16 protein-coding genes are annotated in these 21,774 nt (G+C 67.6%); 10 read left to right on the top strand and 6 right to left on the bottom strand.

From position 1 onward, the window contains the following. Positions 1-59 precede the first annotated feature (59 nt). The 5 genes from J2126_RS20010 to J2126_RS19990 all read left to right on the top strand — a co-directional run bounded on the left by J2126_RS20010 (position 60) and on the right by J2126_RS19990 (position 7,959). Positions 60-1,700 (top strand): efflux RND transporter periplasmic adaptor subunit, encoded by a 1,641-nt coding sequence (locus J2126_RS20010; RefSeq protein WP_209488601.1) that lies wholly within the window; start codon positions 60-62, stop codon positions 1,698-1,700. Positions 1,701-1,708: 8 nt separating this feature from the next. Beyond that, on the top strand, positions 1,709-4,840 hold the full coding sequence (locus J2126_RS20005) for an efflux RND transporter permease subunit (RefSeq protein WP_209488600.1): 3,132 nt from the start codon (positions 1,709-1,711) through the stop codon (positions 4,838-4,840). A gap of 12 nt (positions 4,841-4,852) precedes the next feature. After that, positions 4,853-5,227 (top strand): hypothetical protein, encoded by a 375-nt coding sequence (locus J2126_RS20000; RefSeq protein ID WP_209488599.1) that lies wholly within the window; start codon positions 4,853-4,855, stop codon positions 5,225-5,227. Positions 5,228-5,280: 53 nt separating this feature from the next. Further along, positions 5,281-6,738, top strand: coding sequence for a multicopper oxidase family protein (locus J2126_RS19995; protein WP_209488598.1), 1,458 nt, complete (start codon positions 5,281-5,283; stop codon positions 6,736-6,738). A gap of 171 nt (positions 6,739-6,909) precedes the next feature. Further along, positions 6,910-7,959, top strand: coding sequence for a DMT family transporter (locus J2126_RS19990; protein WP_209490402.1), 1,050 nt, complete (start codon positions 6,910-6,912; stop codon positions 7,957-7,959). A gap of 401 nt (positions 7,960-8,360) precedes the next feature. On the opposite strand, the gene J2126_RS25680 is transcribed toward J2126_RS19990, so the two are convergent. Next, entirely contained in the window at positions 8,361-10,037 is a 1,677-nt protein-coding gene (locus J2126_RS25680) for a sigma-54-dependent Fis family transcriptional regulator (protein WP_209488597.1), read from the bottom strand. Between the two features lie 493 nt (positions 10,038-10,530). On the opposite strand from J2126_RS25680, the gene J2126_RS19980 reads away from it, so the two are divergent. Then, complete coding sequence (locus J2126_RS19980) at positions 10,531-11,433, top strand: LysR family transcriptional regulator (RefSeq protein ID WP_209488596.1); 903 nt, start codon at positions 10,531-10,533, stop codon at positions 11,431-11,433. 71 nt (positions 11,434-11,504) lie between these two features. Here J2126_RS19980 and catA read toward each other — a convergent pair whose 3' ends face one another. Next, positions 11,505-12,431 (bottom strand): catechol 1,2-dioxygenase, encoded by a 927-nt coding sequence (catA, locus tag J2126_RS19975; RefSeq protein ID WP_209488595.1) that lies wholly within the window; start codon positions 12,429-12,431, stop codon positions 11,505-11,507. Between the two features lie 42 nt (positions 12,432-12,473). Further along, positions 12,474-13,658, bottom strand: a complete 1,185-nt coding sequence (locus tag J2126_RS19970; RefSeq protein WP_209488594.1) for a muconate/chloromuconate family cycloisomerase — start codon at positions 13,656-13,658, stop codon at positions 12,474-12,476. Positions 13,659-13,973: 315 nt separating this feature from the next. Between J2126_RS19970 and J2126_RS19965 the strand changes: the two genes are divergently transcribed. The 4 genes from J2126_RS19965 (at position 13,974) to J2126_RS19950 (ending at position 18,061) form a co-directional block, all read left to right on the top strand. After that, positions 13,974-14,801, top strand: a complete 828-nt coding sequence (locus J2126_RS19965) for a transporter (RefSeq protein WP_209488593.1) — start codon at positions 13,974-13,976, stop codon at positions 14,799-14,801. A 104-nt stretch (positions 14,802-14,905) separates the two neighbouring features. Beyond that, complete coding sequence (locus tag J2126_RS19960) at positions 14,906-15,973, top strand: aromatic ring-hydroxylating dioxygenase subunit alpha (RefSeq protein WP_209488592.1); 1,068 nt, start codon at positions 14,906-14,908, stop codon at positions 15,971-15,973. Next, entirely contained in the window at positions 15,970-16,926 is a 957-nt protein-coding gene (locus J2126_RS19955; RefSeq protein WP_209488591.1) for a PDR/VanB family oxidoreductase, read from the top strand. The genes J2126_RS19960 and J2126_RS19955 overlap by 4 nt, the downstream gene beginning before the upstream one ends. Before the next feature lie 70 nt (positions 16,927-16,996). Further along, on the top strand, positions 16,997-18,061 hold the full coding sequence (locus tag J2126_RS19950) for an aromatic ring-hydroxylating dioxygenase subunit alpha (protein WP_209488590.1): 1,065 nt from the start codon (positions 16,997-16,999) through the stop codon (positions 18,059-18,061). Between the two features lie 107 nt (positions 18,062-18,168). Here the strand turns inward: J2126_RS19950 and J2126_RS19945 are convergent, their stop codons facing one another. The 3 genes from J2126_RS19945 to rhmD all read right to left on the bottom strand — a co-directional run bounded on the left by J2126_RS19945 (position 18,169) and on the right by rhmD (position 21,761). Beyond that, a complete protein-coding gene (locus tag J2126_RS19945) occupies positions 18,169-18,543 on the bottom strand; it encodes a 2Fe-2S iron-sulfur cluster-binding protein (protein WP_209488589.1) in 375 nt (124 codons plus the stop codon). Continuing rightward, positions 18,543-20,237 (bottom strand): L-aspartate oxidase, encoded by a 1,695-nt coding sequence (locus tag J2126_RS19940; RefSeq protein WP_209488588.1) that lies wholly within the window; start codon positions 20,235-20,237, stop codon positions 18,543-18,545. The genes J2126_RS19945 and J2126_RS19940 overlap by 1 nt, the downstream gene beginning before the upstream one ends. 339 nt (positions 20,238-20,576) lie before the next feature. Continuing rightward, complete coding sequence (gene rhmD / locus J2126_RS19935; protein ID WP_209488587.1) at positions 20,577-21,761, bottom strand: L-rhamnonate dehydratase; 1,185 nt, start codon at positions 21,759-21,761, stop codon at positions 20,577-20,579. Between the last annotated feature and the right edge of the window lie 13 nt (positions 21,762-21,774).

The raw sequence follows: 21,774 nt of genomic DNA, 5'->3' as shown, positions 1-21,774 counted from the left end.
GTGACGCGCCGCACGCTATCGCTCTCCGCTACCGGAATCGGCAGCGGACGGGTTGAGGCATGGGGCGCCATTTCTTGCGGAAAGCCGTGTTCGGCCTGTGCGGGCTTCTCGCCGGCGCGGTGCTGTCCGGCCCCGCTGCGGCCCACGAAGGCCACGACCACGGTGCGCCCCCGCCGCCCCCGCTGACGACGCTCGCCCCCCGCGCCGAGGCGGCCTCGGCCGATTTCGAGCTGGTGGCGGTGCTGCGCGAGGGCACCCTCACCATCCACCTCGACCGCTTCGCCGACAACGCGCCCGTGGAAGGCGCCACCATCGAGGTCGATACGCCTGGAGGATCGCGAACGGCAAAGCCCGCCGGGCCGGGCGACTATGTGCTGCCGGCTCCCTTCGCAGCGAAGCCGGGCGCGCACGACCTTGCCTTCACCGTTACGGCCGGCGACATGGTGGACGTCCTTGCCGCCACCTTGACCATACCTGCCGCTCCGACACCGTCCGAGACGCAAGCCCCGGCGGTGCTGGCGCAGCTCGGCGGGCTGCGGGCGGACCTCCTCGCGGGCATTCTGGCGGGCCTCCTCATCGGCTTCCTGGCCGGGGCGCTGGCCATGTCCCGGCGGCGGGCGGGCGCGCTCCTCATGCTCGGTTCGCTCGGCGTCGCGCTTGCCGGCGTCCCGCAGGGGGCATGGGCTGCGGACACGCAGCCCCCCGCCCGCGATGCCGCTCAGCGCCTCCCCGACGGCTCGGTGATCGTGCCCAAGCCCACCCAGCGCCTCCTTGGCGTGCGCACCCTCGTCACCGCCGCAGGCACCTTTGCCGGCACCGTCGAGCTGCCCGGCCGCGTGGTGCCGGACGCCAATGCCAGCGGCCTCGTCCAGACCGCCGTGGGCGGGCGCCTCGCGCCGCCGGAAGGTGGCTTCAAGCCCCTCGGCACGAAGGTCGCGGCTGGCGAGATCCTCGCTTATGTGCATCCGCCCATCGGCGCCTCCGACCTCAAGGACCTGGAGCAGCAGGGCTACGAACTGGACCAGCAGATCGCCATCGTGAAGCGCCGCTACGAGCGGCTGTCCGCCATTCCCAATGCCGTCACCCGCCGCGAGGTGGAGGAAGCGGAAATCGAGCTGAAGGGTCTTCAGACCCGCCGCGCCCGGCTGGAGCGGGTGCAGCGCGAGCCGGAGGCCCTGCGCGCGCCGGTATCCGGCGTCATCGCCGCCGCCGATGCCGTGGCGGGGCAGATGGCCGATCCGAACACGGTCGTCTTCCGCATTGTCGATCCCGGCCGGCTGTGGGTGGAGGCGCTCGGCTTCTCGCCGGATGCCGGGCGGTCCGGTGCCACAGGCCGCCTCTCCGACGGGCGGAGCGTGGCCCTCGCCTTCGTGGGCGCGGGGATATCCGACCGGGCACAGGCCCTTCCCCTCCTGTTTTCCGTCGCCTCGAATACCGGGGAGCTGCGCCCAGGCCAGTTCCTGACGGTCTTCGCGGAGGCCGGCGCCCCGCGCATTGGCATCGCGATCCCCCGCTCTGCGGTGGTGCGCGGGGCGAACGGCCAATCCATCGTCTATGCGCACCTCAGTGCCGAGCGCTTCGTCTCTCTGGAGGTTAAGACCGAGCCCCTCGACGCGTCCAGCGTGCTGGTGGTGGCGGGCCTCTCCCCCGGCCAGCGCGTGGTCACCGACGGCGCCGAACTCCTCGACCAGATCCGCTGAGGCCCGCGATGTTCACGGTCCTCGTCACCCAGTCCTTGCGTAACCGCCTGCTGGTGCTCGCACTCGCGCTCGTTCTGGTGGTCTACGGCGCCTATGCGGTCACGCGGCTGCCGGTGGACGTGCTGCCGGACCTCAACCGGCCCACCGTCACCATCATGACCGAGGCGGATGGCCTCGCCCCCGCCGAAGTGGAGCAACTCGTCACCTTCCCGCTGGAAACGGCCATGAACGGCCTGCCCGGCCTCGTCCGCCTGCGCTCGGTGTCCGGGGTCGGCCTCTCGGTCGTCTATGTGGAATTCGACTTCGGCACCGACATCTTCCGCAACCGCCAGCAGATCGCCGAGCGCCTCGCCCTCGTGCGGGACCGGCTGCCGGCGAACGTCTCCCCGCAGATGGGCCCCATCAGCTCCATCATGGGCCAGGTCCTGATGTTCGCCGTCACCAGCGACACCGCATCGCCCATGGCGGTGCGGGAGGCGGCGGACTTCGTCATCCGCCCGCGCCTCCTCGCCATCCCCGGCATTGCGCAGGTCATCCCCATGGGCGGGGAGGTGCGGCAGTTCCGCGTCTCGCCGGACGTTTCCGCCATGCGCGCCTACGGCATTACGCTCGATGCGCTGGAAAAGGCGCTCGCCCAATTCGGGACCAATTCCGGCGGCGGCTTCGCCGACCAAAGCGGGCGGGAGTTCCTCATCCGCAATATCGCCCGCACCCTGAGCCTGGACGACCTGAAGACCCTCGTCCTGCCGCGCCCCGCCGGCGGCACCGTCTTCCTCCATCAGATCGCGCAGGTGGACTACGCGGCGCGGCTGAAGCGCGGCGATGCCGGCTATATGGGCCGGCCTGCTGTGATCCTCTCGGTGGAGAAGCAGCCGGAAGCCGACACCCTGGCCATCACCAATGCGGTGGAAGAGGCGGTGGCCGACCTCAACCGCACGCTGCCCGACGGCATCCGCATCTCCCCGCCCGTGTTCCGGCAGGCGGACTTCATCGCCGCCTCCATCGGCAATGTGGAGAAGGTGCTGCTGGAGGCCATGGCGGTGGTGGCCGTGGTGCTGTTCCTGTTTCTTCTCAACTGGCGCACAACCGTCATCTCGCTCACCGCCATCCCGGTGTCGATCCTGGCCACCGCGATCGTGTTCCACGCCTTCGGCCTCTCCATCAACACCATGACGCTGGGCGGCCTCGCCATCGCTATCGGCGAATTGGTGGACGATGCGGTGGTGGATGTGGAGAACATCTTCCGCCGGCTGCGCGAGAATGCCGCCGCAGCCGTGCCCCGTCCCGTGTTCGACGTGGTGGTGGCGGCGAGCCGGGAGGTGCGCTCCGGCATCGTCTACGCGACCCTCATCATCGTATTGGTGTTCGTGCCACTGTTCGCCCTGCCGGGCATCGAGGGGCGGCTGTTCGCCCCGCTGGGGCAGGCCTATATCGTCTCCATCCTCGCGAGCCTTCTGACCTCCATCACGCTCACGCCGGTGCTCGCCTTCTACCTGCTGCCGGCCCTCAGCCGCCATGCGGAAAGGGACGGCGCGCTGGTGCGGATGCTGAAGGGCGGCTACGCGGCGTTGCTCTCCACCGCCTTCCGCCACCCGCGCCTGGTGATGGTGGGAACCGCCCTCCTGTTCGTCGCTGCGCTGGCCGCCGCCACGGGCCTGCCGCGCGCCTTCCTGCCGCCGTTCAACGAGGGCTCGCTCACCATTTCCATGTCGTTCCGCCCCGGCCTCTCGCTGGCCGAGAGCCACCGCATGGGGCTTGTTGCCGAGACGCTGATCCTGGACGTGCCGGAAGTGAAGGCGGTGGCCCGCCGCACCGGCCGGGCGGAGCTGGACGAACATGCGGAGGGCGTGCACGCCTCCGAGATCGAGGTGGACCTGCGGCCCTCCGCCCGAAGCCGGGCCGAGATCACGGCGGATATCCGCGACCGCCTCGCCGTTCTGCCGGCGTCCTTCAACGTGGGCCAGCCCATCTCCCACCGGCTGGACCACATGCTCTCCGGCGTGCGGGCCGAGATCGCCCTGAAGCTGTTCGGCGACGACCTCGACACCTTGCGCGCAACGGCGGAAAGCCTGCGCCAGCGCCTCGGCGCCATTCCCGGCCTCGTCGACCTGCAGGTGGAGCGGCAGGTGCGGGTGCCGGAGGTGACGGTGCGCGTGGATTACGGCCGCGCCGCCCTCCATGGCCTCCAGCCCGCACAGGTGACGGACGCGCTGGCGCGACTCTCCAACGGGCGCGTGGTCTCGACCCTCGTGGACGGCAACCGCCGCTTCGACCTAGTGGTCCGCCTGCCCGATGCAACGCGCAGCGCCGAGGGGCTGGCCCGCCTGCTCATCGAGACCCCATCCGGCTGGGTGCCCCTCTCCCAGGTGGCGGACGTGAAGGAGACGGACGGGCCGAACCAGATCCTGCGCGAGGGCGGGCGCCGGCGCATCGTGGTGCTCGCCAACACCTCCGGCAGGCGCGACACGGCGGCCATCATCGCCGACATGCGCCGCGTCATCGCCGCGACGGACTTGCCGTCCGGCATGTCCACGCGCCTCGAAGGCACCTTCGCGGCGCAGGAGGACTCCATGCGCACCATCGGCGCGCTCGCGGCGGTGTCGCTGCTCCTGGTCTTCGCCATCCTCTACAGCCGCTACCGCTCGGCGCTGTTCGCGCTGGTCATCATGGGCAGCGTGCCGCTGGCCCTCATCGGCGCGGTGGTGGCCTTGTGGCTGGCCGGCCAGCCACTCTCGGTGGCGAGCATGATCGGCTTCGTCACGCTCACCGGCATCGCCGCGCGCAACGGCATCCTGAAGATCAGCCACATCATCAATCTCGCCATATCCGAGGGCCTGCCCTTCGGCCCGGCCCTCGTCATGCGCGGGAGCCTTGAGCGGCTCACCCCGGTGCTGATGACGGCCGCCTCCGCTGGCATCGCTTTGCTGCCGCTCATGAGCGGGGCCGAGGTGCCGGGCAAGGAGATCCTGCACCCGGTGGCCGTCACCATCTTCGGCGGCCTCGTCAGCGCCACGCTGCTCGATGCCGTGCTCACCCCCGTCCTCGTCCTTGTCTACGGCCGCCGCCCGCTGGAGCGGCTGGTGGCGGCGGTGGGCGAGGCCGGCCCCAACCCGGCCGCCGCCCGTGCGGATGCCTTTTGATCGGAGTGCCCCATGATCTTCCGCCCCCTTGCGTCGGCCCTCATCGCTCTTCCCCTTCTCGCGACGCCGCTGCTCGCGCACGAGCCCGGCACCGGCGCCCACGGAGGCGTGCGCGTGGACGCCGGGCATTATCATGCGGAACTGGTGGCCGACGGGACACCTGCCGTCTCGCTCTATCTCAGCGACGGCTCCGACAAGCCGGTTCCGGCCGACGGCTTCAAGGCCAATGCCATCCTGCTGGTGGACGGCAAGGCCCAGCGCTTCCCTCTGACGCCCGCCGGCGGCAGCCGGCTTGCCGGGACCGCCGCGGTCGCCGTGCCCAAGGGCGTTAAGGGCGCCGTCCAGCTCACCGCGCCCGATGGCACCACGGCCCAGGCGAAATACTGAACTCAATCCCTGCCTTGCCTCGTCTGCCCGGCGACGCACCCAGGAGGCCGACCATGACCCAACCTAAGCAGATGTCCTCCGTGTCCCGCCGCACCGTCCTCACGGGTGGGGCCGCCGCCGGCGCGCTCGCTTTCTCCGGCGGGTGGAGCCGCGTCCGCGCCGCCCCGCTCATCACCGTGGAGAGCCTCACAATCGACGTGAACGGCAAGGCGGCCAAGGTTTTCGCCGTCAAGGGTCCGGCCGGTGAGGGCATCTTCGCCAAGGAGGGCGACCGCCTCTCCGGCGCCGTGCTCAACACCTCCGACACCCCCGCAGTGATGCACTGGCACGGCCAGATTTTCGCCCCGCCAGAGCAGGACCGGGCCCGCCCCGACGGCGGTGAATTGGCGCCCGGTGGGACGGACCAGGTGGATTTCCCGCTCACGCCCGGCACCCACTGGATGCATTCCCACACCCTGAGCGAGCAGCAACTGCTCGCCGCGCCGCTCGTCACCCGCGAGGCCGACGCCGGCGACGTGCAGGACGTGGTCTTGATGCTGCACGACTTCTCCTTTCGCAGCCCGCAGGAAATCCTCGCCGGTCTCGGCGGGAGCAGCACCCACGGCAGCCACGGCATGGGCGGGACCATGCACGGCATGTCCGGGATCGCCATGCCGGGAATGAACCATTCCGGGCACGGCATGGGCGGCATGGGCGGCGGGATGATGACCCATGCCAATGATGTGGACTACGACGCCTTCCTCGCCAACCGCCGCACCCTCGGCGATCCCGACGTGGTGCGGGTGGAGAAGGGCGGACGGGTGCGGCTGCGCATCATCAACGGCGGCACCGCCACCGCCTTTTTCATCTCGGCACCGGGCCTCTGGCCGCGCTGCATCGCGGTCGATGGCGTGCCCTGCGCACCTCTTCTGGCGGAAGCCTTTCCGCTGGCGCAGGGCCAGCGCATTGACTTGATGATGGATATTCCGGCCGGTGGCGGTGCCTTCCCCGTGCTGGCGCAGGTGGAGGCCTCGCGGCGCCGCACCGGCCTTGTTCTCGCGACCGCCGGGGCGTCCGTCCCGCGCATTCCCGAGGCCGCCCAGCGTCCGCAGGGGCTGCTCGACCTCGACTTCGAGGCGCGCCTTTCCGCCCGCAAGCCGCTCGCGCGGCGGAGGGCCGACAAGGTCTTTCCGATCATGCTCGGAGAGGAGGCCGGCTACCGCTGGACCATCAACGGGCGGACCCATGCCGAGGCCGAGCCCTTTGTTGTGAGCCCCGGAGAGCGGGTGGAGATGACCTTCATGAACCCCACCGGCATGAGCCATCCCATGCACCTGCACGGTCATCATTTCCAGGTGGTCGGCATAGGTGGGAAGCGCTTCCCCGGGGCGGTGCGCGACACGGTGACGGTGCCGCCGCACATGCCCGTCACCATCGCCTTCGATGCCGGGCCGAAGGGCGAATGGTTCCTCCACTGCCACCACCTCTACCACATGGCGACCGGCATGATGGCGGTGCTGAAGGTGGCCTGATCCCGCAGAGGAGAGACCATCATGCACTACGATCAGATGATGGGCGGCGGCATGTGGGGGATGTGGCTCTTCGGCCTCCTCATCCTGGCGCTCGTCGTGCTCGGCATTGCGGCGCTCATCAAGTATCTCGGGCGCTGAGGGCGACGCACCGCCCGCAGAGGATAGGGTCGAATTGTGAAGCTCGGTGTCGTCTTCGCCCTTGTCTCGGCTGCGCTGTTCGGCACGAGCACGCCGCTTGCCAAGCTGCTTCTCGGCGCCATCGATCCATGGATGATGGCCGGCCTGCTCTACCTCGGGGCAGGGGCTGGCCTCGCCGCCGTCCACCTGTCCCGGGCCGCGCTCCGGCTGCCGGCGGTGGAAGCGCCGCTGCGGCGGACCGATGTGCCATGGCTCGCGCTGGTGATCCTCGCCGGCGGCGTCCTCGGCCCCCTGCTGCTCATGTTCGGCCTTGCCCGGACCGATGGGGCGAGCGCATCCCTTCTGCTCAATCTGGAAGGTGTGGCGACCATGGCTATCGCCTGGATCGCTTTTCGCGAGAATGTGGACAGGCGCCTCCTTCTGGGCGCGCTCGCGATCCTCGCCGGCTCTGCGCTGCTGTCATGGCAGGGCCGGGCGACGCTCGACCTCGGTGCCGCGCTAATCGCGGGGGCGTGCCTGTGCTGGGGCGTCGACAACAACCTGACCCGGAAGCTCTCGTCTGGCGATCCCGTGCAGATCGCCATGCTGAAGGGCCTGATCGCCGGAACCATCAATCTCGTGATCGCCCTCGGCCACGGGGCGGCCTTCCCTTCGGGCGAGGCCACCGCAGCGGCTGCCGTGGTCGGCTTCTTCGGCTACGGTATTAGCCTCGCTTTGTTCGTGCTCGCGCTGCGCCATCTCGGCACCGCGCGCACCGGCGCCTATTTCTCGCTCGCGCCGTTCGTTGGGGCCGTCCTGTCCATTGCCCTGCTCGGCGAGGCCATTACGCTTCAGCTCGTGATCGCGGGTCTACTCATGGCGCTCGGCCTCTGGCTGCACCTCTCGGAGCAGCATGAGCACGAGCACGCACATGAGGCGCTGGAGCACGAGCACCGCCACCGCCACGACGCGCACCACCAGCACGCCCACGATGCGGATACACCCTCCGGCGAGCCGCACAGCCACTGGCACCGGCACGCGCCGATGGTGCACCGGCATCCGCATTACCCGGACATCCACCACAGGCACGGACACGGCGCGTAGGCGTTCTGCGCGCTCGCTGCTCAGATCCTGCACCGAGTATGGGAGGCGGCCTGATCGGCCCTCGTCCCGTCTATTCCCGCGTGCTCCCGGCAGTCCGACGGACAGCGCCCTCAAGTCATCTCCCCGACTTTTTGGCACTCTTGTTAACATCGGCATGATTGTAAAAAAAGTTTATAATTAATTTCATTTGGATATCGGAGAAATGAGGCGCCTTCATCCGGCACCATTTCTTTAGGCGCCAACGTCAACCAATCGAACGAGATCGATGAATTGGCGCCCCTGCCCGACAGTGGGCGTCCGAAGGCATCGCCGAGGGTTAGGTTTCATTCAAACTCCGGATGCCAACGCTATTACGCGACGGGGCGTAGTGGAAAGCCTCCGCTCGGCCGAGCCGGCGCGCGTCACTCGGCCGAGCGGTCCATCGCCTTGCGGATGCGGTATTCGAACTGGCCGCGTCCCATCTTCAGCATCCGGGCCGCGGCAGAGGCATTGCCGTTGCAGCGGCGCAAGGCGCGCTTCAGGAGGGCGTCTTCCAAGTCCTTGAAGGAGGTCATGTCGTCCAGCAGGCTGTCCACCGGATCGTCGACAGGAGTGTCGCCGGGGGCATTCCTGCCGGCTTCTTCGAGACGGCCGGATGCATCGATGCCGAAGAGCCGGGTGTTGATCTTCTCCCCACCCGCAAACAGGTGCTGGATGTCGATGCTGCCGCCCTCGTCGCACAGGATGACGGCGCGCTCGATCATGTTCTCCAGCTCGCGCACATTGCCCGGCCAGTCGTAGTTCCACAGCGCCTCGTGGGCATGGCGGGTGAGGCCGGCCACCGTCTTGCCGAAGCGTGCGCTGAATTGCTGGAGGAACAAGGAGACGAGAAGGGGGATGTCGCTGCGCCGGTCGCGCAGCGGCGGGATCGTCACTGGGAAGACGTTCAGCCGGTAGAACAGGTCTTCGCGGAAGCGGCCCGCCTCCACCTCCTGCCGCAGGTCGCGGTTGGCGGCAGCGATGATGCGCACATCCACCTTGCGCACGCGGGAATCGCCCACGCGCTCGATCTCCCGCTCCTGGAGTGCCCGCAGCAGCTTGCCCTGGGAGGGGAGCGGCAGGGTCGCGATCTCGTCGAGGAACAGAATGCCGCCATCCGCCCGCTCGAACCGCCCAGGGCGCGAGCGGTCGGCGCCGGTGAAGGCGCCCTTCTCCACGCCGAACAGCTCGGATTCCACCAGCTCGTCGGGGATGGCCGCGCAATTGATGGCGACGAAGGGCTTGTCGACGCGCGCGCTGATGGAATGGAGCGCCTTGGCGAACCGCTCCTTGCCCACCCCGCTCTCCCCGAGGAACAGAACCGTGCTGTCGGTGGGCGCGACGCGCCGAACCAGCCCCGCCACCGCGTTGAAGCCGGCGGAGACACCCACCATGTTGCCAAGGGCCGACGGCTTCGCGCCCGGCCCCGGCGCATCGCTCTTGGGGAGGCCGACAAATGTCTCGGCGTGGAGATAACTGGTGTCGTCCTCGGAGAGGTCGCTCCATTCCGCCAGCGGCCGGCCGATGACCCGGCAGTGCGAATGCCCCATGGCGCAGCATTCGATCTCCCGCCACAGGATGGGTATGCCTGTGATGGCGGTGCAGTAGCCGCTGGCATAGCCCACGATCATCCAGCAGGCCGGCGCGCCGCTGAGGCCGAGGTGCTCCAGATGGGCTTCGGCCTCCATGGAGAAGGTCATGCCGTCGATGGGCCTGTTGACGACGAAACCCTCCATCGCCCGCAGACGCGGACCCATAGAGAGCAGTTCCTCGATGGGGTGGTCGCCCGCGCTCTCGAGCACCCGCACGCCGTCGTCATAGCCCTGCTGGTAGCCGAGGCGCGTCATGATCTCCCGCGCCTGGGGGATGCCGAGCCGCTCCACCAGTTCCCGCCGCAGCGCGGTGAAGGAGGAGGCGTGTAGCAGAAGCATCCTCTGGCCGAACAATGCGATCTGTCCCACATCGGGCGCAAAGCGGACATGCTCGGCCAGCGCGCGGTCGATCCAGCCCGCATAGCCCGGCTGGGCTGCGCTGCCACCCTGCTCCGTCTTGGCGTTCATCACTCCCCCTTGGGACAGCTTCTTGTTTGATCGCAAGCTTTCCATGAAAGCAGACACCCGAAAAGACCGGCTTTCTGAAATCCGGCAGTTGCCCTCCGACCCGCCGGCCGGCTGGCGGGCACCGATCGCCGGATCGCCTCGGTTTCAGGGCCGATCCTGAGTTGGCACCGAAGATGCTTAGAAAGCCTCCAAACGGGAGCGGGCCGCGATCGGCCGCGCATCCCAGAAAATGCCTCGATGAAATGAGGCGGGGAGGTGTTTCATGAGCAAGCAGGCCTTGAAGAACGATCCGTGCGACCGGCAGCACACCCGGCAGTCCCGCGCCCCGTCGCCCGCGCCGCGGGCTCCGGCGGCAATCCTGCGCGCGCGCCACGCCGGCTAGTCCCGGCGCGCCGGCCGCTGCCGGCCTCCTGTTTCGTCCGATGCGCGATGGACCTTCGCCCGTCCGGCCGGAGGCAGCGCCCCCGTATCTTCAATTTGCGGATGGAAATCAGTGGCCTCCCTTGCCAAGAGTCTCGACTTCAAGCGCCTCTGGTATTTCGTCGCGGCGGCCGAAGAGCTGAATTTCAGCCGGGCTGCGGCGCGGCTGAACATCGCGCAGCCGCCGCTCAGCCGGCGCATTGCGCAGCTCGAACAGGACGTCGGAGCGGAGCTGTTCGACCGCAGCCGCAGCCAGATCCGCCTCACCCATGCCGGCGAGCTGATGCTGGCCCGTGCCCGCGAGATCCTGGCGCTGGTGGAGCATACGGAGGAGGAGGTGCAGCGCGCCGGCGAGGGCCGATCCGGCTGGCTCCGCATCGGCTTCGTAGGCACTGCCACCTACGGCGTGTTCCCGCCCATCGTCCGCGCCTTCCGCGCCACCTATCCCAATGTGGAACTGGCCCTGTCCGCCATGAACAATGCGGAGCTGCGCCGCGCGGTGCTGCACCGGGAAATCGACCTCGCCGTTGCCCGGCCGAAGCTGGTGGACGACGACCTGAAGAGCGAGCCGATCGCGCAGGAAGACCTCATCCTCGCGCTGCCGGACGATGGCCGCGAGCGGCCGTTCCATCTCGCCGAACTCAGGCACGAAACCTTCGTGCTCTATCCGCGCCAGCCGCGGCCAAGCTTTGCCGATCTCGTGCTCGACACCTGCGCCCATGCCGGCTTCATCCCGGCCGAGCAGGTCATGGCGCAGGACTACCAGACGGCCATCAGCCTCATCTCCATCGGGGTAGGCATCGGCCTCGTGCCGAGATCGGTGGCGGAAGGCGCACGCCCCGGCGTCGTGTTCAGGGGTTACGAGGGCCACAACCCCGGCACCAGCCTGTCTTTCAACTACCGACGCTTCGAGCAGAGCGCAGTGCTCTCCAACTTCGTCGCTTTGGGCAAGAAGATCGCTGGAGGCAAGGCGTGAGCATGCGCGCTCCCGCCTTGCCTCGCGCCCCCATCCTTGCGGCCGAAGGTAGGGACCTTCCTACAAACGCTTCAGGCCGCCGCTCGCGGGCGGTTGATCTCGGTGGTCACCGCCCCCTCGACATCGGGCACCAGAGCGAAGTCGAAGCCGATGAGCGCGAAGGGCGCATTGAGCCCGCGCGCATGGACTTCGGCCGCGTCCGCCACGCGCGTCACGTTCGGGATGAGGCCATCGCGGGTACCGAAGGCGAAGTCGGTGTGCAGGTACGCGTCGCCATCGATGTTGATCTGGGTGGTGAGCTTGCGATAGCCGGGCGCGCTCACGAAGAAATGGATGTGCGCCGGGCGCTCGGCGTGCCGCCCGAGGCTTTCGAACAGGAGGCGACTCTGCGAGCCGGGCGGGCAGCCGTAGCCGGAAGGCATGATGGTGCGGAAGCGGTAGATGCCGTCCGCGTCGGTCTCGATGCGGCGACGCAGGTTGAACGGCACCTGGCTCGGATCGAAGTGGGAATAATTGCCCTTGGTGTTGGCGTGCCAGACATCCACGATGGCGCCCGCCACCGGCTTTCCGTCCGAGCCCGTCACGCGGCCCTCCATGAACAGAACTTCGCCCGCGTCGGAGCCGTCATCGAGCCGCGCCTCGCCCTTCTCGAGGGGCGCGCCTGCCACATAGAGCGGCCCCTCGATGGTGCGCTGGGTACCGCCCTCGATGCCGGCGAGACGCTCCGCCTCGTCAAGGCGCAGATCGAGGAAATGCTCCACCGCGAGGCCCGGCGCAATCAGGCCGAGTTCGTCCGACTTTCCGGCAGCGGCGAAGTAGGCGACACCCGTCCAGAACTCGTCCATGGAGATGTCGAGATCGTCGATGGCGACCATGAGGTCGTGCGTCAGGCGATGGACGATCTCTTTGAGGCGCGGGTTGCCGCCTTCGGTATCGCTGCCGGCAGCGCGCCGCGCGAGGGTGTCGATGATCTTGCGATCGATGATGTTGCTGGGCATGGGCCTCTCCTGGGTCATTATGTTGGAAGCGGGTGGGGTGCTTCAGCCCTTTTGGCCGGATGCGACCACGCTAAGGGTGCGGCGGGGTCCGTCGCGGCGGAACCGCGCGATCCTGTCTTCATCGAGCGCGATGCCGAGGCCGGGGCCTTTCGGCACCGTCAGCGCGAAGTCGCTGTAGTCGAGCGGCTCGGTGAGCATTTCCTCGGTGATGAGCAGCGGCCCGAACAGCTCGGTGCCGAAGGCGAGGCGCGGGAAAGTCGCGAACAGGTGGGCGGAGGCGATGGTGGAGACGGCGCCCTCCAGCATGGTTCCGCCATAGAGCGCGATGCCGGCCGCATCGGCGATCTCCGCGACCCGTGCGGCGGCGTCCAGCCCGCCGGACTGCTCGATCTTAACCGCGAACACGTCGGCGGCATGCTGGGCGGCGAGATCGAAGGCCGAGGCCGGGCCCTGCAGACTTTCGTCGGCCATCACCGGAACGATGCCGCGCGCGGTGAGGCGGGCGAGCGCGTCGACACGGGCCACCGGCTGCTCCACGAGGTCGCAGCCCGCATCGGCGAGCGCGGCGAGGCCGAAATTCGCTTCGCTCTCGCTCCATGCCATGTTCACATCGACCCGCACGCTGGCGCGCTCGCCCAACGCCGCCTTGATGGCGGCCACATGGGCCACATCCTGCCGCACGGGCTGACGACCGATCTTCAGCTTGAAGACGTTGTGGCGACGCCGCGCCAGCATCTCCTCCGCCTCGGCGATGTCGCGGGCGGTGTCGCCAGAGGCCAGCGTCCAGGCCACCGGGAGGCGCTCGCGGACACGTCCCCCGAGAAGCTCCGATACCGGCAGCCCGACGCGCTGGCCCTGCGCATCGAGAAGGGCAGTCTCCACGGCACTCTTGGCGAAGTGATTGCCCTTCACCGCTTTGGAGAGGGTCTCCATGGTTGCCCGGATGCGCGTGGGATCGCAGGTCGCCAGCACGGGCGCCAAGTAGGTGTCGATGTGGAGCTTCATGCTCTCCGGGCTTTCCGGCCCGTAGGCCAGGCCCGCAATGGTCGCCCCCTCGCCGGTGCCGATGATGCCATCCGACATATGCAGCCGCACCAGCATCAGCGTCTGCCCTTCCATGGTCGCCACCGAGAGGCGGTGCGGCCGGATGGTCGGCAGATCGACGAGGAAGGTCTCGATCTTGTCGATCGTGGGAGATTTTCGGGAGAGGGGCGCGAATATCGTCATGGTCCCGATCCTCCACGTTCGGCCGGAGAGAATCCAAAACCATCTTGGTCGGACACTATACCTTGACGCGAATACGGCAACCGTTGCAGTCTTTGCTGTTTACGCGCCAGCTTTCACAAAGAAAAACGCCCACGCCTTTCGGCGTGGCGATGCCTGCCCATGCGCGCCCAGCGGAATCTCAGCCAGGGTATGAGGCCATACCATCTCGGTAATTGGCGACGTGCTTTGGCTCCAGTCTAATTCCAGGATAGCGGCACGGAGAGACATTCCCGCCTGCCGCACCAAATAACGACAAAATATTCGGGGATCCGCCAAATGAAGAAGATTGCAAGATTCCTCACAGGTGCAGGCATCGCTGCGGCTCTGTCGTCGCCGGCCTGCGCCGGCTCGGAAATCCTGCCCGGCATCAGCACCGGCATCGCCCTCGGCGCGCCGCTTCCCGAGGGCATCTATTCCATCACCATTCCCACCTATGGCGAGCGCAATTCCACCCCGCAGCAGGACGTGTTCGGCCTCGACACCGCTTGGCTGATCTGGTCGACGCCCTACACCTTCTTCGGCGGCCGCATCATGCTCGATACGGTGACGCCCTATGTGAACGTCAATCTCAAGAACGGCCCCAGCTTCTCCGGCGCCGGCAACACCATCATAGACATGCAGATCAAGTGGGATCTCGGCGGCGGCTTCTTCGGCGGCATCCAGGGCGGCGTCTACCTGCCGGTGAGTTCGGAGGTGGGGCGCAACGGCACGTCCTTCCAGGGCGTGGTCGCCTTCAGCTACCTCAAGGACGGCTGGAACCTCTCCTCCACCTTCATCTCCGGCACGGGGGTCGAAGGCATGGATGGCGGGCCCGCGTGGTTCAACGTCGATCTCACCGCCACCAAGACCTTCGGCAAGTTCGAGATCGGCGCCATCGCCTTCGGCTCCACGGACCTGAGCTCGCCCTTTCCCGGCTATGCAAGGCAGAGCCAGTTCGCTGTCGGCGGGCTGGTCGGTTACGACTTCGGGCCGATGAAGATCCAGCTGAAGTTGAGCCGCGACGTCTACGAGGACAATTACGGCGGCTACGACACGCGCGGCTGGGCCAACATCATCGTGCCCTTGTGGATGCCGACGCCCCCCACCGCCCGCGCTGCCCAATGAGGGATGCCTGCCGTCTGTGCCGAAAGGGCTGCTGCGCCTCGGCCGCGCGCGGCGCGAAGGCCGAACCCCAAGTCTTGAACCAACATAAATCTAGGGAGAAGACGATGACGGAAACATTCCTGAAGAATGCCTGGTATTGCGCCGGCTGGGACAGCGATATCGGCATCGGCGCCAAGGATCTCGTTGTCCGCAAGATCGCGGGGCGCCCGATTCTCCTTTATCGCAAGCTTGATGGTGGCATCGTCGCCATGGACGATCGCTGCCCCCACCGCTCCGCCCCGCTCTCGCTCGGCCGCAAGGAGCAGGATTCCATCCGCTGCATGTATCACGGCATGCTGTTCGGACCCGACGGCAAGTGTTCGCACGTTCCCGGCATGGCGACGGTGCCGGACGATGCGCGTGTGCCCTCGCTGCCAGTGGTGGAGCGCGACAACTGGGTGTGGGTATGGATGGGCGATCCCGCGAAGGCGGATGCCGACCTCATCTGCGAGGCCATCGGCCCCGGCAATCCGGACTGGATCCTCAAAACCAACAAGATCCAGATCAAGACCAATTACCGCCAGGAAATCCAGAACCTCGCCGATCTCAGCCATGTCTCTTGGGTCCATGAGATGACCTTCGGCGGCACCGAGGACTGGGGCTATATCAAGCCCAAGCACAATGTGACGCCGCGTGGCATCGAGACCAGATATTGCGTGCGTCAGGTGCCTGCGCCCGCCTTCGCCAAGCATCTCTTCCCCGAAGACGCCCGCTTCGACATCCAGGTGCATGTGCGCATGAGCGTGCCGTGCAACTTCATCCTGTCCTTCGCGGTCCACGAGGCGGGCGACGCCACATCCGGCCCCACCAACGGCCGCCTGCTGCTGGATACGTTCTCCAGCCAGGCCGTGACGCCGCGTGATGATGATTCCATTGACTATTACTTCTCCTGGGGCACCAGCAAGGCCACCTATATTCCCGGCATCGTCGATCTGATGCATACGGCGAACATGGAGGCCTTCCTCGAGGACAAGCGCATGCTGGAAGGCCAGCGCGAGCGCATGCTGGAATTCCCCAACGCCCCGCTGGTGGACATTGTGCACGATGCTGGCCCCGGCCGCATGCTGTTCGTGCTGGACAAGCTGCTGCAGGAAGAGAACGAGGCAGCAGCGGCGCGGGAAGCGGCACAATGACAGCCGCTTGGTTCGATGTCCGGGTCGTCTCGCGCGCTCTTGCCGCGCGGGACATCCTCTCCCTCGTCCTCGAGGCCGCGGACGGAGGCACCCTGCCCCCGTTCGACGCCGGGGCGCATGTGGACCTTCAGCTGCCGAACGGCCTCGTCCGGCAGTATTCGCTGTGCAACGCGCCAGCGCAGCCGGAGCGCTACCAGCTCGGCATCCTGCTGGAGCCGAACGGGCGCGGCGGATCCCTGAGCGCTCACCAGGACATTCGCGAAGGCGACACGGTGCGCATCAGCTCGCCGCGCAACCTCTTTCCGCTTGTGCCGGCCCCCCACGCGCTGCTGCTCGCGGGCGGCATCGGCATCACGCCGATCCTGTCCATGGCGGAGGACTTGAACGCGCGCGGCGCGCCGTTCGAGCTGCATTACTGCGTTCGCTCGCCGGATCGCGCCGCTTTCCGCGAGCGGCTCCAGGAGGCTCCGTTCGCCCCCGCCGTGAACATGCACTTCGATGACCTGCCGGAGACCATGCTGCTCCTACCGGAGGTGCTGGCGGCGCAACCCGTCGGCACGCACCTTTATGTGTGCGGTCCGGGCGGCTTCATCGATTTCGTCACATCCACCGCCTGCGCGGCCGGTTGGCCGGGGAGCCGCATCCACCTCGAACGTTTTGCCTCCGAAGTCCCCGCCGGCGACCGGCGGCCGTTCGAGATCGAGATCGCCGGCACGGGTCAGGTGATCGCGGTCAAGGCCGACCAGAGCGCGGCGACGGCGCTTGCCGCGGCGGGCGTCTCCATTCCGCTCTCCTGCGAGCAGGGCATTTGCGGCACCTGCGCCATGGAAGTGCTCTCCGGCATTCCCGACCATCGGGACATGTACCTGTCGCAGGACGAGCGCGCCGCCAACGACTGCTTCACGCCCTGCTGCTCGCGCGCCCACACGCCGCGCCTCGTGGTTCGGCTCTAGCCTTTTAAGAACGGGCTGATGCAGGCCGCGACACGCAGCCGGCACGCCCAGAACAAGACGGGAGGTTCTCATGACGGTTCAGGCTCGTTACCTGCAGCGCACCTGGTACGTGGCGGCGCTCTCCACCGAGGTCGGCCCCGAGGCGCTGTTTCCGCGCAGGCTGCTCGGCACCTCGGTGGTGCTTTATCGCCGCGCCGACGGCACGCCCGTGGCGCTGCACGACCGCTGCCCCCACCGGTTCGCCCCGCTGCACCTCGGCAAGAGGATCGGTGACGAGGTGGCCTGCCTCTATCACGCGCTGCAGTTCGACTGCACGGGCCAGTGCACCAAGAATCCCCACGGCAACGGCCATATCCCCAAGGCGGCGCGCGTGCGCACCTTCCCCGTGGTGGAACGCTACGGCTTCATCTGGATCTGGATGGCCGAGGAGGCGCCGAACCTCGATCTCTTGCCGGACTACTCGCCGCTCGACATCGGGCATCCCAATGCCGCCGGATATACTTACATGCACATGCCGGCCAATTACGAGCTCATCATCGACAATGTGATGGACCTCAGCCACATCGACCACGTGCATGGCGAGATCATCACGACCCGCGGCAAGCTGTCCCCTATCGTGCCGCAGATCCGCGAGACGCCGGCCAATATCTCGGCGCGCTGGGAATGGTCGCAGCAGCCGGCGATGATGATCTTCGCCAACTTCCTGCCCCGCCCCGCCGACGAAGCGCGGCACTATTTCGACATCACCTGGAGCGCACCAGCGAACATTCAGCTCTCTGTCGGCGCGGTACAGGACGGCAAGAGCTTCGACGAGGCGGTCAGCCAGTACGATCTGCACACCTGCACACCGGAGGACGAATTCTCCACCCACTACTTCTTCGCGACGCGCCGCAACCACGTGGTGGAGGATGCCGAATATAATCGCCTGAAGATCGAGGGCATGCATGCCGCCTTCGAGAACGAGGACGGGCCGGTGATCCGCGCGGTTCAGCAGGAGATGGGAACGGCGGATTTCTTCAGCCTTGATCCGGTTCTCATGTCTAATGACATCGCGGCGGTGAAGGTGCGCAAGCTCCTACAGAAGATGATCTCGGCCGAAGTCGCGGAGACCGCGAGCCTCAATGCCGCCGAATAGCGGAGCACGTTGCCACCATGCAAATCCGGGGCGCCAGACCAGCGCTCCGGATTTCGCCATCAGCCGGCGGGCTACTGCTTTATCATCCCGTCGGCCACCGAAACTGCTCACGCCCCCACCACGACTTTGCCGACGCCCGACTTGAGCGCATGCTCCAGGCGCTCGTCCGGCGGCGTGATCTCGGTCACGAGGTCGCGCAGGTGTGCCTTGTTGCCCAGCGGCTCCAGCATCATCTCGCGCGGCTCAAGGCGGGCCGTGCAGGCATAATCCACCTTGCCGTCGACGATGATCATGCACTCCTTGCAGGTGTTGGCATTGATGCAGGAGTGGCGGACGGACAGCGTGGAATCGAGGTTGGTCCGCACGAAGCGCAACCCGTCCAGAACCGACTGGCCGGGCGTGTAGGGCACCTCATAGGTCGAGGTGCGGCTCTCCTCACCGGCATGGCCGCGGCGGACGATCAGGGTGGCTGTCTCACGCATCACGCGACCTCGCAGATGGTACGGCCTTCGACCGGGGCGCGGTCGAGCACGATGTCGTCTCCCGCCAGCTTCACCGTGTGGTGCAGCACGAAGGCGGGATCCATGGCGGGGAAATCGTCGCGCTGGTGGGCGCCGCGGCTCTCCTTGCGGAGGAGCGCGGAGCGCGTCACCACCTCTGCGACGAGGAGCATCGTGCGCAGATCGAACCAGTCGAGCCGCGCCATGTTGTAAGGGCCGGGCGCACCCGGCGGCAGTGCGCCGAGGCGCGTCTTGAGGTCCGCGATGGCGACGAGCGCCCGGCGAAGGCCCTCCTCGGTGCGGAACGGGCCGACATTCACGGCCATGGTCTGCTGCAGGTCGGCGATGAGGCCGGCGTGGATCTCGCCGCCATCGGGCGTCACTGCGGAGACGAGGTCGAGCGCGCCGGCCGGCACCGGAGCATCGGCATTCCCGGCTGAACGCGCATGGAGCGATGCGGTGCGGCCGGCAGTGCGGCCGAACACGAAGGCTTCGGTGATGGCATTGCCGGAGAGGCGGTTGGCGCCGTTGGCGCCGCCGTTCGCCTCGCCGCAGGAGAACAGGCCCGGCACGCTCGTGCGCATCTGGGCGTCCACCTTCACCCCGCCCATGTGGTAGTGCGCGATGGGTGCCACCTCGATGGGCATCTGGGTGAGGTCGATGCCGTTGGCGGCGAGCCGGTCGATGACCGGTCCGAAGGAGGCCCGCAGCGTCTCCGCCGGGATGTGCTGGAACGACAGAAAGGCGCCGCCCGCGGGGGAGCCCCGGCCGGCCTTCACCTCGGAGAGGATTGCGAACGTGGCGCGGTCGCGCGTCACATTATAGGTGCCGGCCTCCTCATTGCCGTAGTCGTTGACGAACTCGCGCATCTCGGCGTTGAGCAGGCGACCGCCGAGCTTGTAGCGGAAGGGGTCCCACATGATGGGATCCATGCCCACGAGGCGCGGGGCAAGGTGGCCGATGGGGAAGAACTGCACGAACTCCATGTCCGTCAGCTCCGCGCCGGCGCGGAGCGCGAGGGCGTATCCGTCGCCGCCCATGTTGGCGGAGGCGCTGTTGCGCTGGTACAGCCGCGTGAGGCCGCCGGTGGCGATCACGACGGCCTTGGCCTTCACCGCCACCGGCCGCCCGTCGGCGAGCGAGAAGCCCGCCGCGCCGGTCGCGACGCCGTCGGTCACGAGGATATCGGTGATGTAGAGGTCGCCAATGCGTGTGACCTCCTTCTGGCGCAGCACGCGACCGCGCAGGGTCTTGGCCACCGCCGGGCCAGTGGAGAGAAAGTCCACGTAGACGCAGCGCGGCCGGTCGTGACCCGGCGCCAGCGCCTGGCGGATGGATCCGTCGTCGTTGCGCGCCCAGCCGACCTTCCACGCGTCCAGCTGGAGGATGTCGCGGGGACCCTCCTCGCACACCAGCTGGGCGAGGGAGACGTCGCAGAGTTCGCGGCCGGCGGCGAGGGTATCGGCGAGGTGATGCTCCCAGGAATCCGGCGTCTGGGAGCCGAGCGCCACCGCCACGGTCATCTGCGCCATGATGGTGGCGCCGCTGCGGCCGATGAGGCTCCGGTCGGCGAGGATGACGCTGGCGCCATCCTTCGCGGCCTCCAGCGCTGCCATCATGCCGGCGGCGCCGGAGCCGATCACCAGAATGTCGGTTTCGAGATGGACCACATCCATTGCCACTGTCCTGCCTTTCGTCGAGATCGGCCCTGCGTCAGACCGTGGCCGCCGAGCGGGAGGCCGACAGCGCGCCGCACCTCGCCAGCATCGGAGACTATCTCGTCATAAGGTAGCCGGGAACGGGATCGCATGTCCCGCCTACTTGCCCGAGGGGGAAATATTTTTCTCCCATCGAATGTCTGGCGGAAAGTGGGAGCGCAGGCGTGCGCCGGCAGGGCTCTTTCGCGCGGACAGCGGACCCAACCGCGCTCGGGCTGCAGGGCGAGTGGGAGGACGCCCAACAAAAAAGGCCGGCGCACACGGCGCCGGCCAGCCTGGGAGGAGACGGAACGAAGCTCAGTTGCCGTAAGGGCGGTGCAGCTCGACCTCGGGATTGAGGCGCACGCCGAAGCCGGGCTTGTCGAGCACCGAGGCCTTCATGCGGCCGTTGACCGGCACCGGCTCGTCCAGCAGCAGCGGGCTGAAGGCGGGGCGCACCTCGTCCGCATTGGGCGCGCTCATGATGATCTCGGTGAACGGGCTGTTATGGCGCGTGATGACGAAATGGTAGCTGTAGACGCCCGAGCCATGGGGCACCATGAGCTTGCCGTGGGCATCCGCCAGGGCCGAGATCTTGATCAGCTCGGTGACGCCGCCGCACCAGTTCACGTCCGGCTGGATGATGTCGCAGCAGTCCATCTCCAGCAGCATGCGGAAGCCCCAGCGGGTGGCCTCGTGCTCGCCGGTGGTCACCAGCATGCCCTTCGGCACGTTGCGCTTGAGGTCCGCGTAGCCCCAATAGTCATCAGGGGAGAGGCATTCCTCGATCCACTTCAGGCCGAATTCCTGCGCCTTGTGGGCGAGGCGAATGGAATAGTTGAGGTCGAGGCTCATCCAGCAGTCGTACATGAGCCAGAAGTCGTCGCCGACCTTGGCGCGCATGTCGGCCAGCTTCTCGATGTTCTTCTTCAGGCCCTCGTCGCCCTCGGCCGGGCCGTGCAGCAGCGGCAGCTTGCCGCCGATGAAGCCCATTTCCTTGGCAAGGTCCGGCCGCGCGCCGGTGGCGTAGAACTGCAGCTCATCGCGCACCGGGCCACCGAGCAGGGCATGCACCGGCTCGCCGCGCAGCTTGCCGAGCAGGTCCCACAATGCGATGTCCACGCCGGAGATGGTGTTCACCACCACGCCCTTGCGGCCGTAGAACTGGGTCGAGAAATACATCTGGTCCCAGATCTTCTCGATCTCGGTCACCTGACGGCCGATAAGGAAGCGCGAAAGGTGCTTCTCCACGATGAAGGCGCCGATCTCGCCAGCAGTGGTCACGCCGAGGCCGATGGTGCCGTCGGAGGCCTCCACCTCCACCACCAGCGTGCCGAGCACATTGATGCCGAAGGAGCGGCGGCTCTGCCGATATTCCTCGTAGCGCGCCATGGGGGTGGCGATGTGGTCGTCGATCCAGTGATAGCCCTGGGTGTCGTGATAGTCGGCGCCGCCGCCGCGCACGGTATAGGCGCGGACCGCCTTGATGGTCGGCATGGCCATGGTTCTGTCTCCT

The organism is Xanthobacter flavus (assembly GCF_017875275.1).
Classification (GTDB): Bacteria; Pseudomonadota; Alphaproteobacteria; order Rhizobiales; family Xanthobacteraceae; genus Xanthobacter; species Xanthobacter flavus_A.
The sequence above is the reverse complement of the archived record's forward strand: the minus strand, read 5'-3'. Positions and strand labels throughout refer to the sequence as shown.

Coding starts and splice junctions, on each gene's coding strand:
- J2126_RS20005 (WP_209488600.1), top strand. CDS start 1,709: ATGTTCACGGTCCTCGTCACCCAGTCCTTGCGTAACCGCCTGCTGGTG.
- rhmD (WP_209488587.1), bottom strand. CDS start 21,761: ATGGCCATGCCGACCATCAAGGCGGTCCGCGCCTATACCGTGCGCGGC.
- catA (WP_209488595.1), bottom strand. CDS start 12,431: ATGCCCAGCAACATCATCGATCGCAAGATCATCGACACCCTCGCGCGG.
- J2126_RS19940 (WP_209488588.1), bottom strand. CDS start 20,237: ATGGATGTGGTCCATCTCGAAACCGACATTCTGGTGATCGGCTCCGGC.
- J2126_RS19955 (WP_209488591.1), top strand. CDS start 15,970: ATGACAGCCGCTTGGTTCGATGTCCGGGTCGTCTCGCGCGCTCTTGCC.
- J2126_RS19945 (WP_209488589.1), bottom strand. CDS start 18,543: ATGCGTGAGACAGCCACCCTGATCGTCCGCCGCGGCCATGCCGGTGAG.
- J2126_RS19995 (WP_209488598.1), top strand. CDS start 5,281: ATGACCCAACCTAAGCAGATGTCCTCCGTGTCCCGCCGCACCGTCCTC.
- J2126_RS20010 (WP_209488601.1), top strand. CDS start 60: ATGGGGCGCCATTTCTTGCGGAAAGCCGTGTTCGGCCTGTGCGGGCTT.
- J2126_RS25680 (WP_209488597.1), bottom strand. CDS start 10,037: ATGAACGCCAAGACGGAGCAGGGTGGCAGCGCAGCCCAGCCGGGCTAT.
- J2126_RS19965 (WP_209488593.1), top strand. CDS start 13,974: ATGAAGAAGATTGCAAGATTCCTCACAGGTGCAGGCATCGCTGCGGCT.
- J2126_RS20000 (WP_209488599.1), top strand. CDS start 4,853: ATGATCTTCCGCCCCCTTGCGTCGGCCCTCATCGCTCTTCCCCTTCTC.
- J2126_RS19970 (WP_209488594.1), bottom strand. CDS start 13,658: ATGACGATATTCGCGCCCCTCTCCCGAAAATCTCCCACGATCGACAAG.
- J2126_RS19960 (WP_209488592.1), top strand. CDS start 14,906: ATGACGGAAACATTCCTGAAGAATGCCTGGTATTGCGCCGGCTGGGAC.
- J2126_RS19950 (WP_209488590.1), top strand. CDS start 16,997: ATGACGGTTCAGGCTCGTTACCTGCAGCGCACCTGGTACGTGGCGGCG.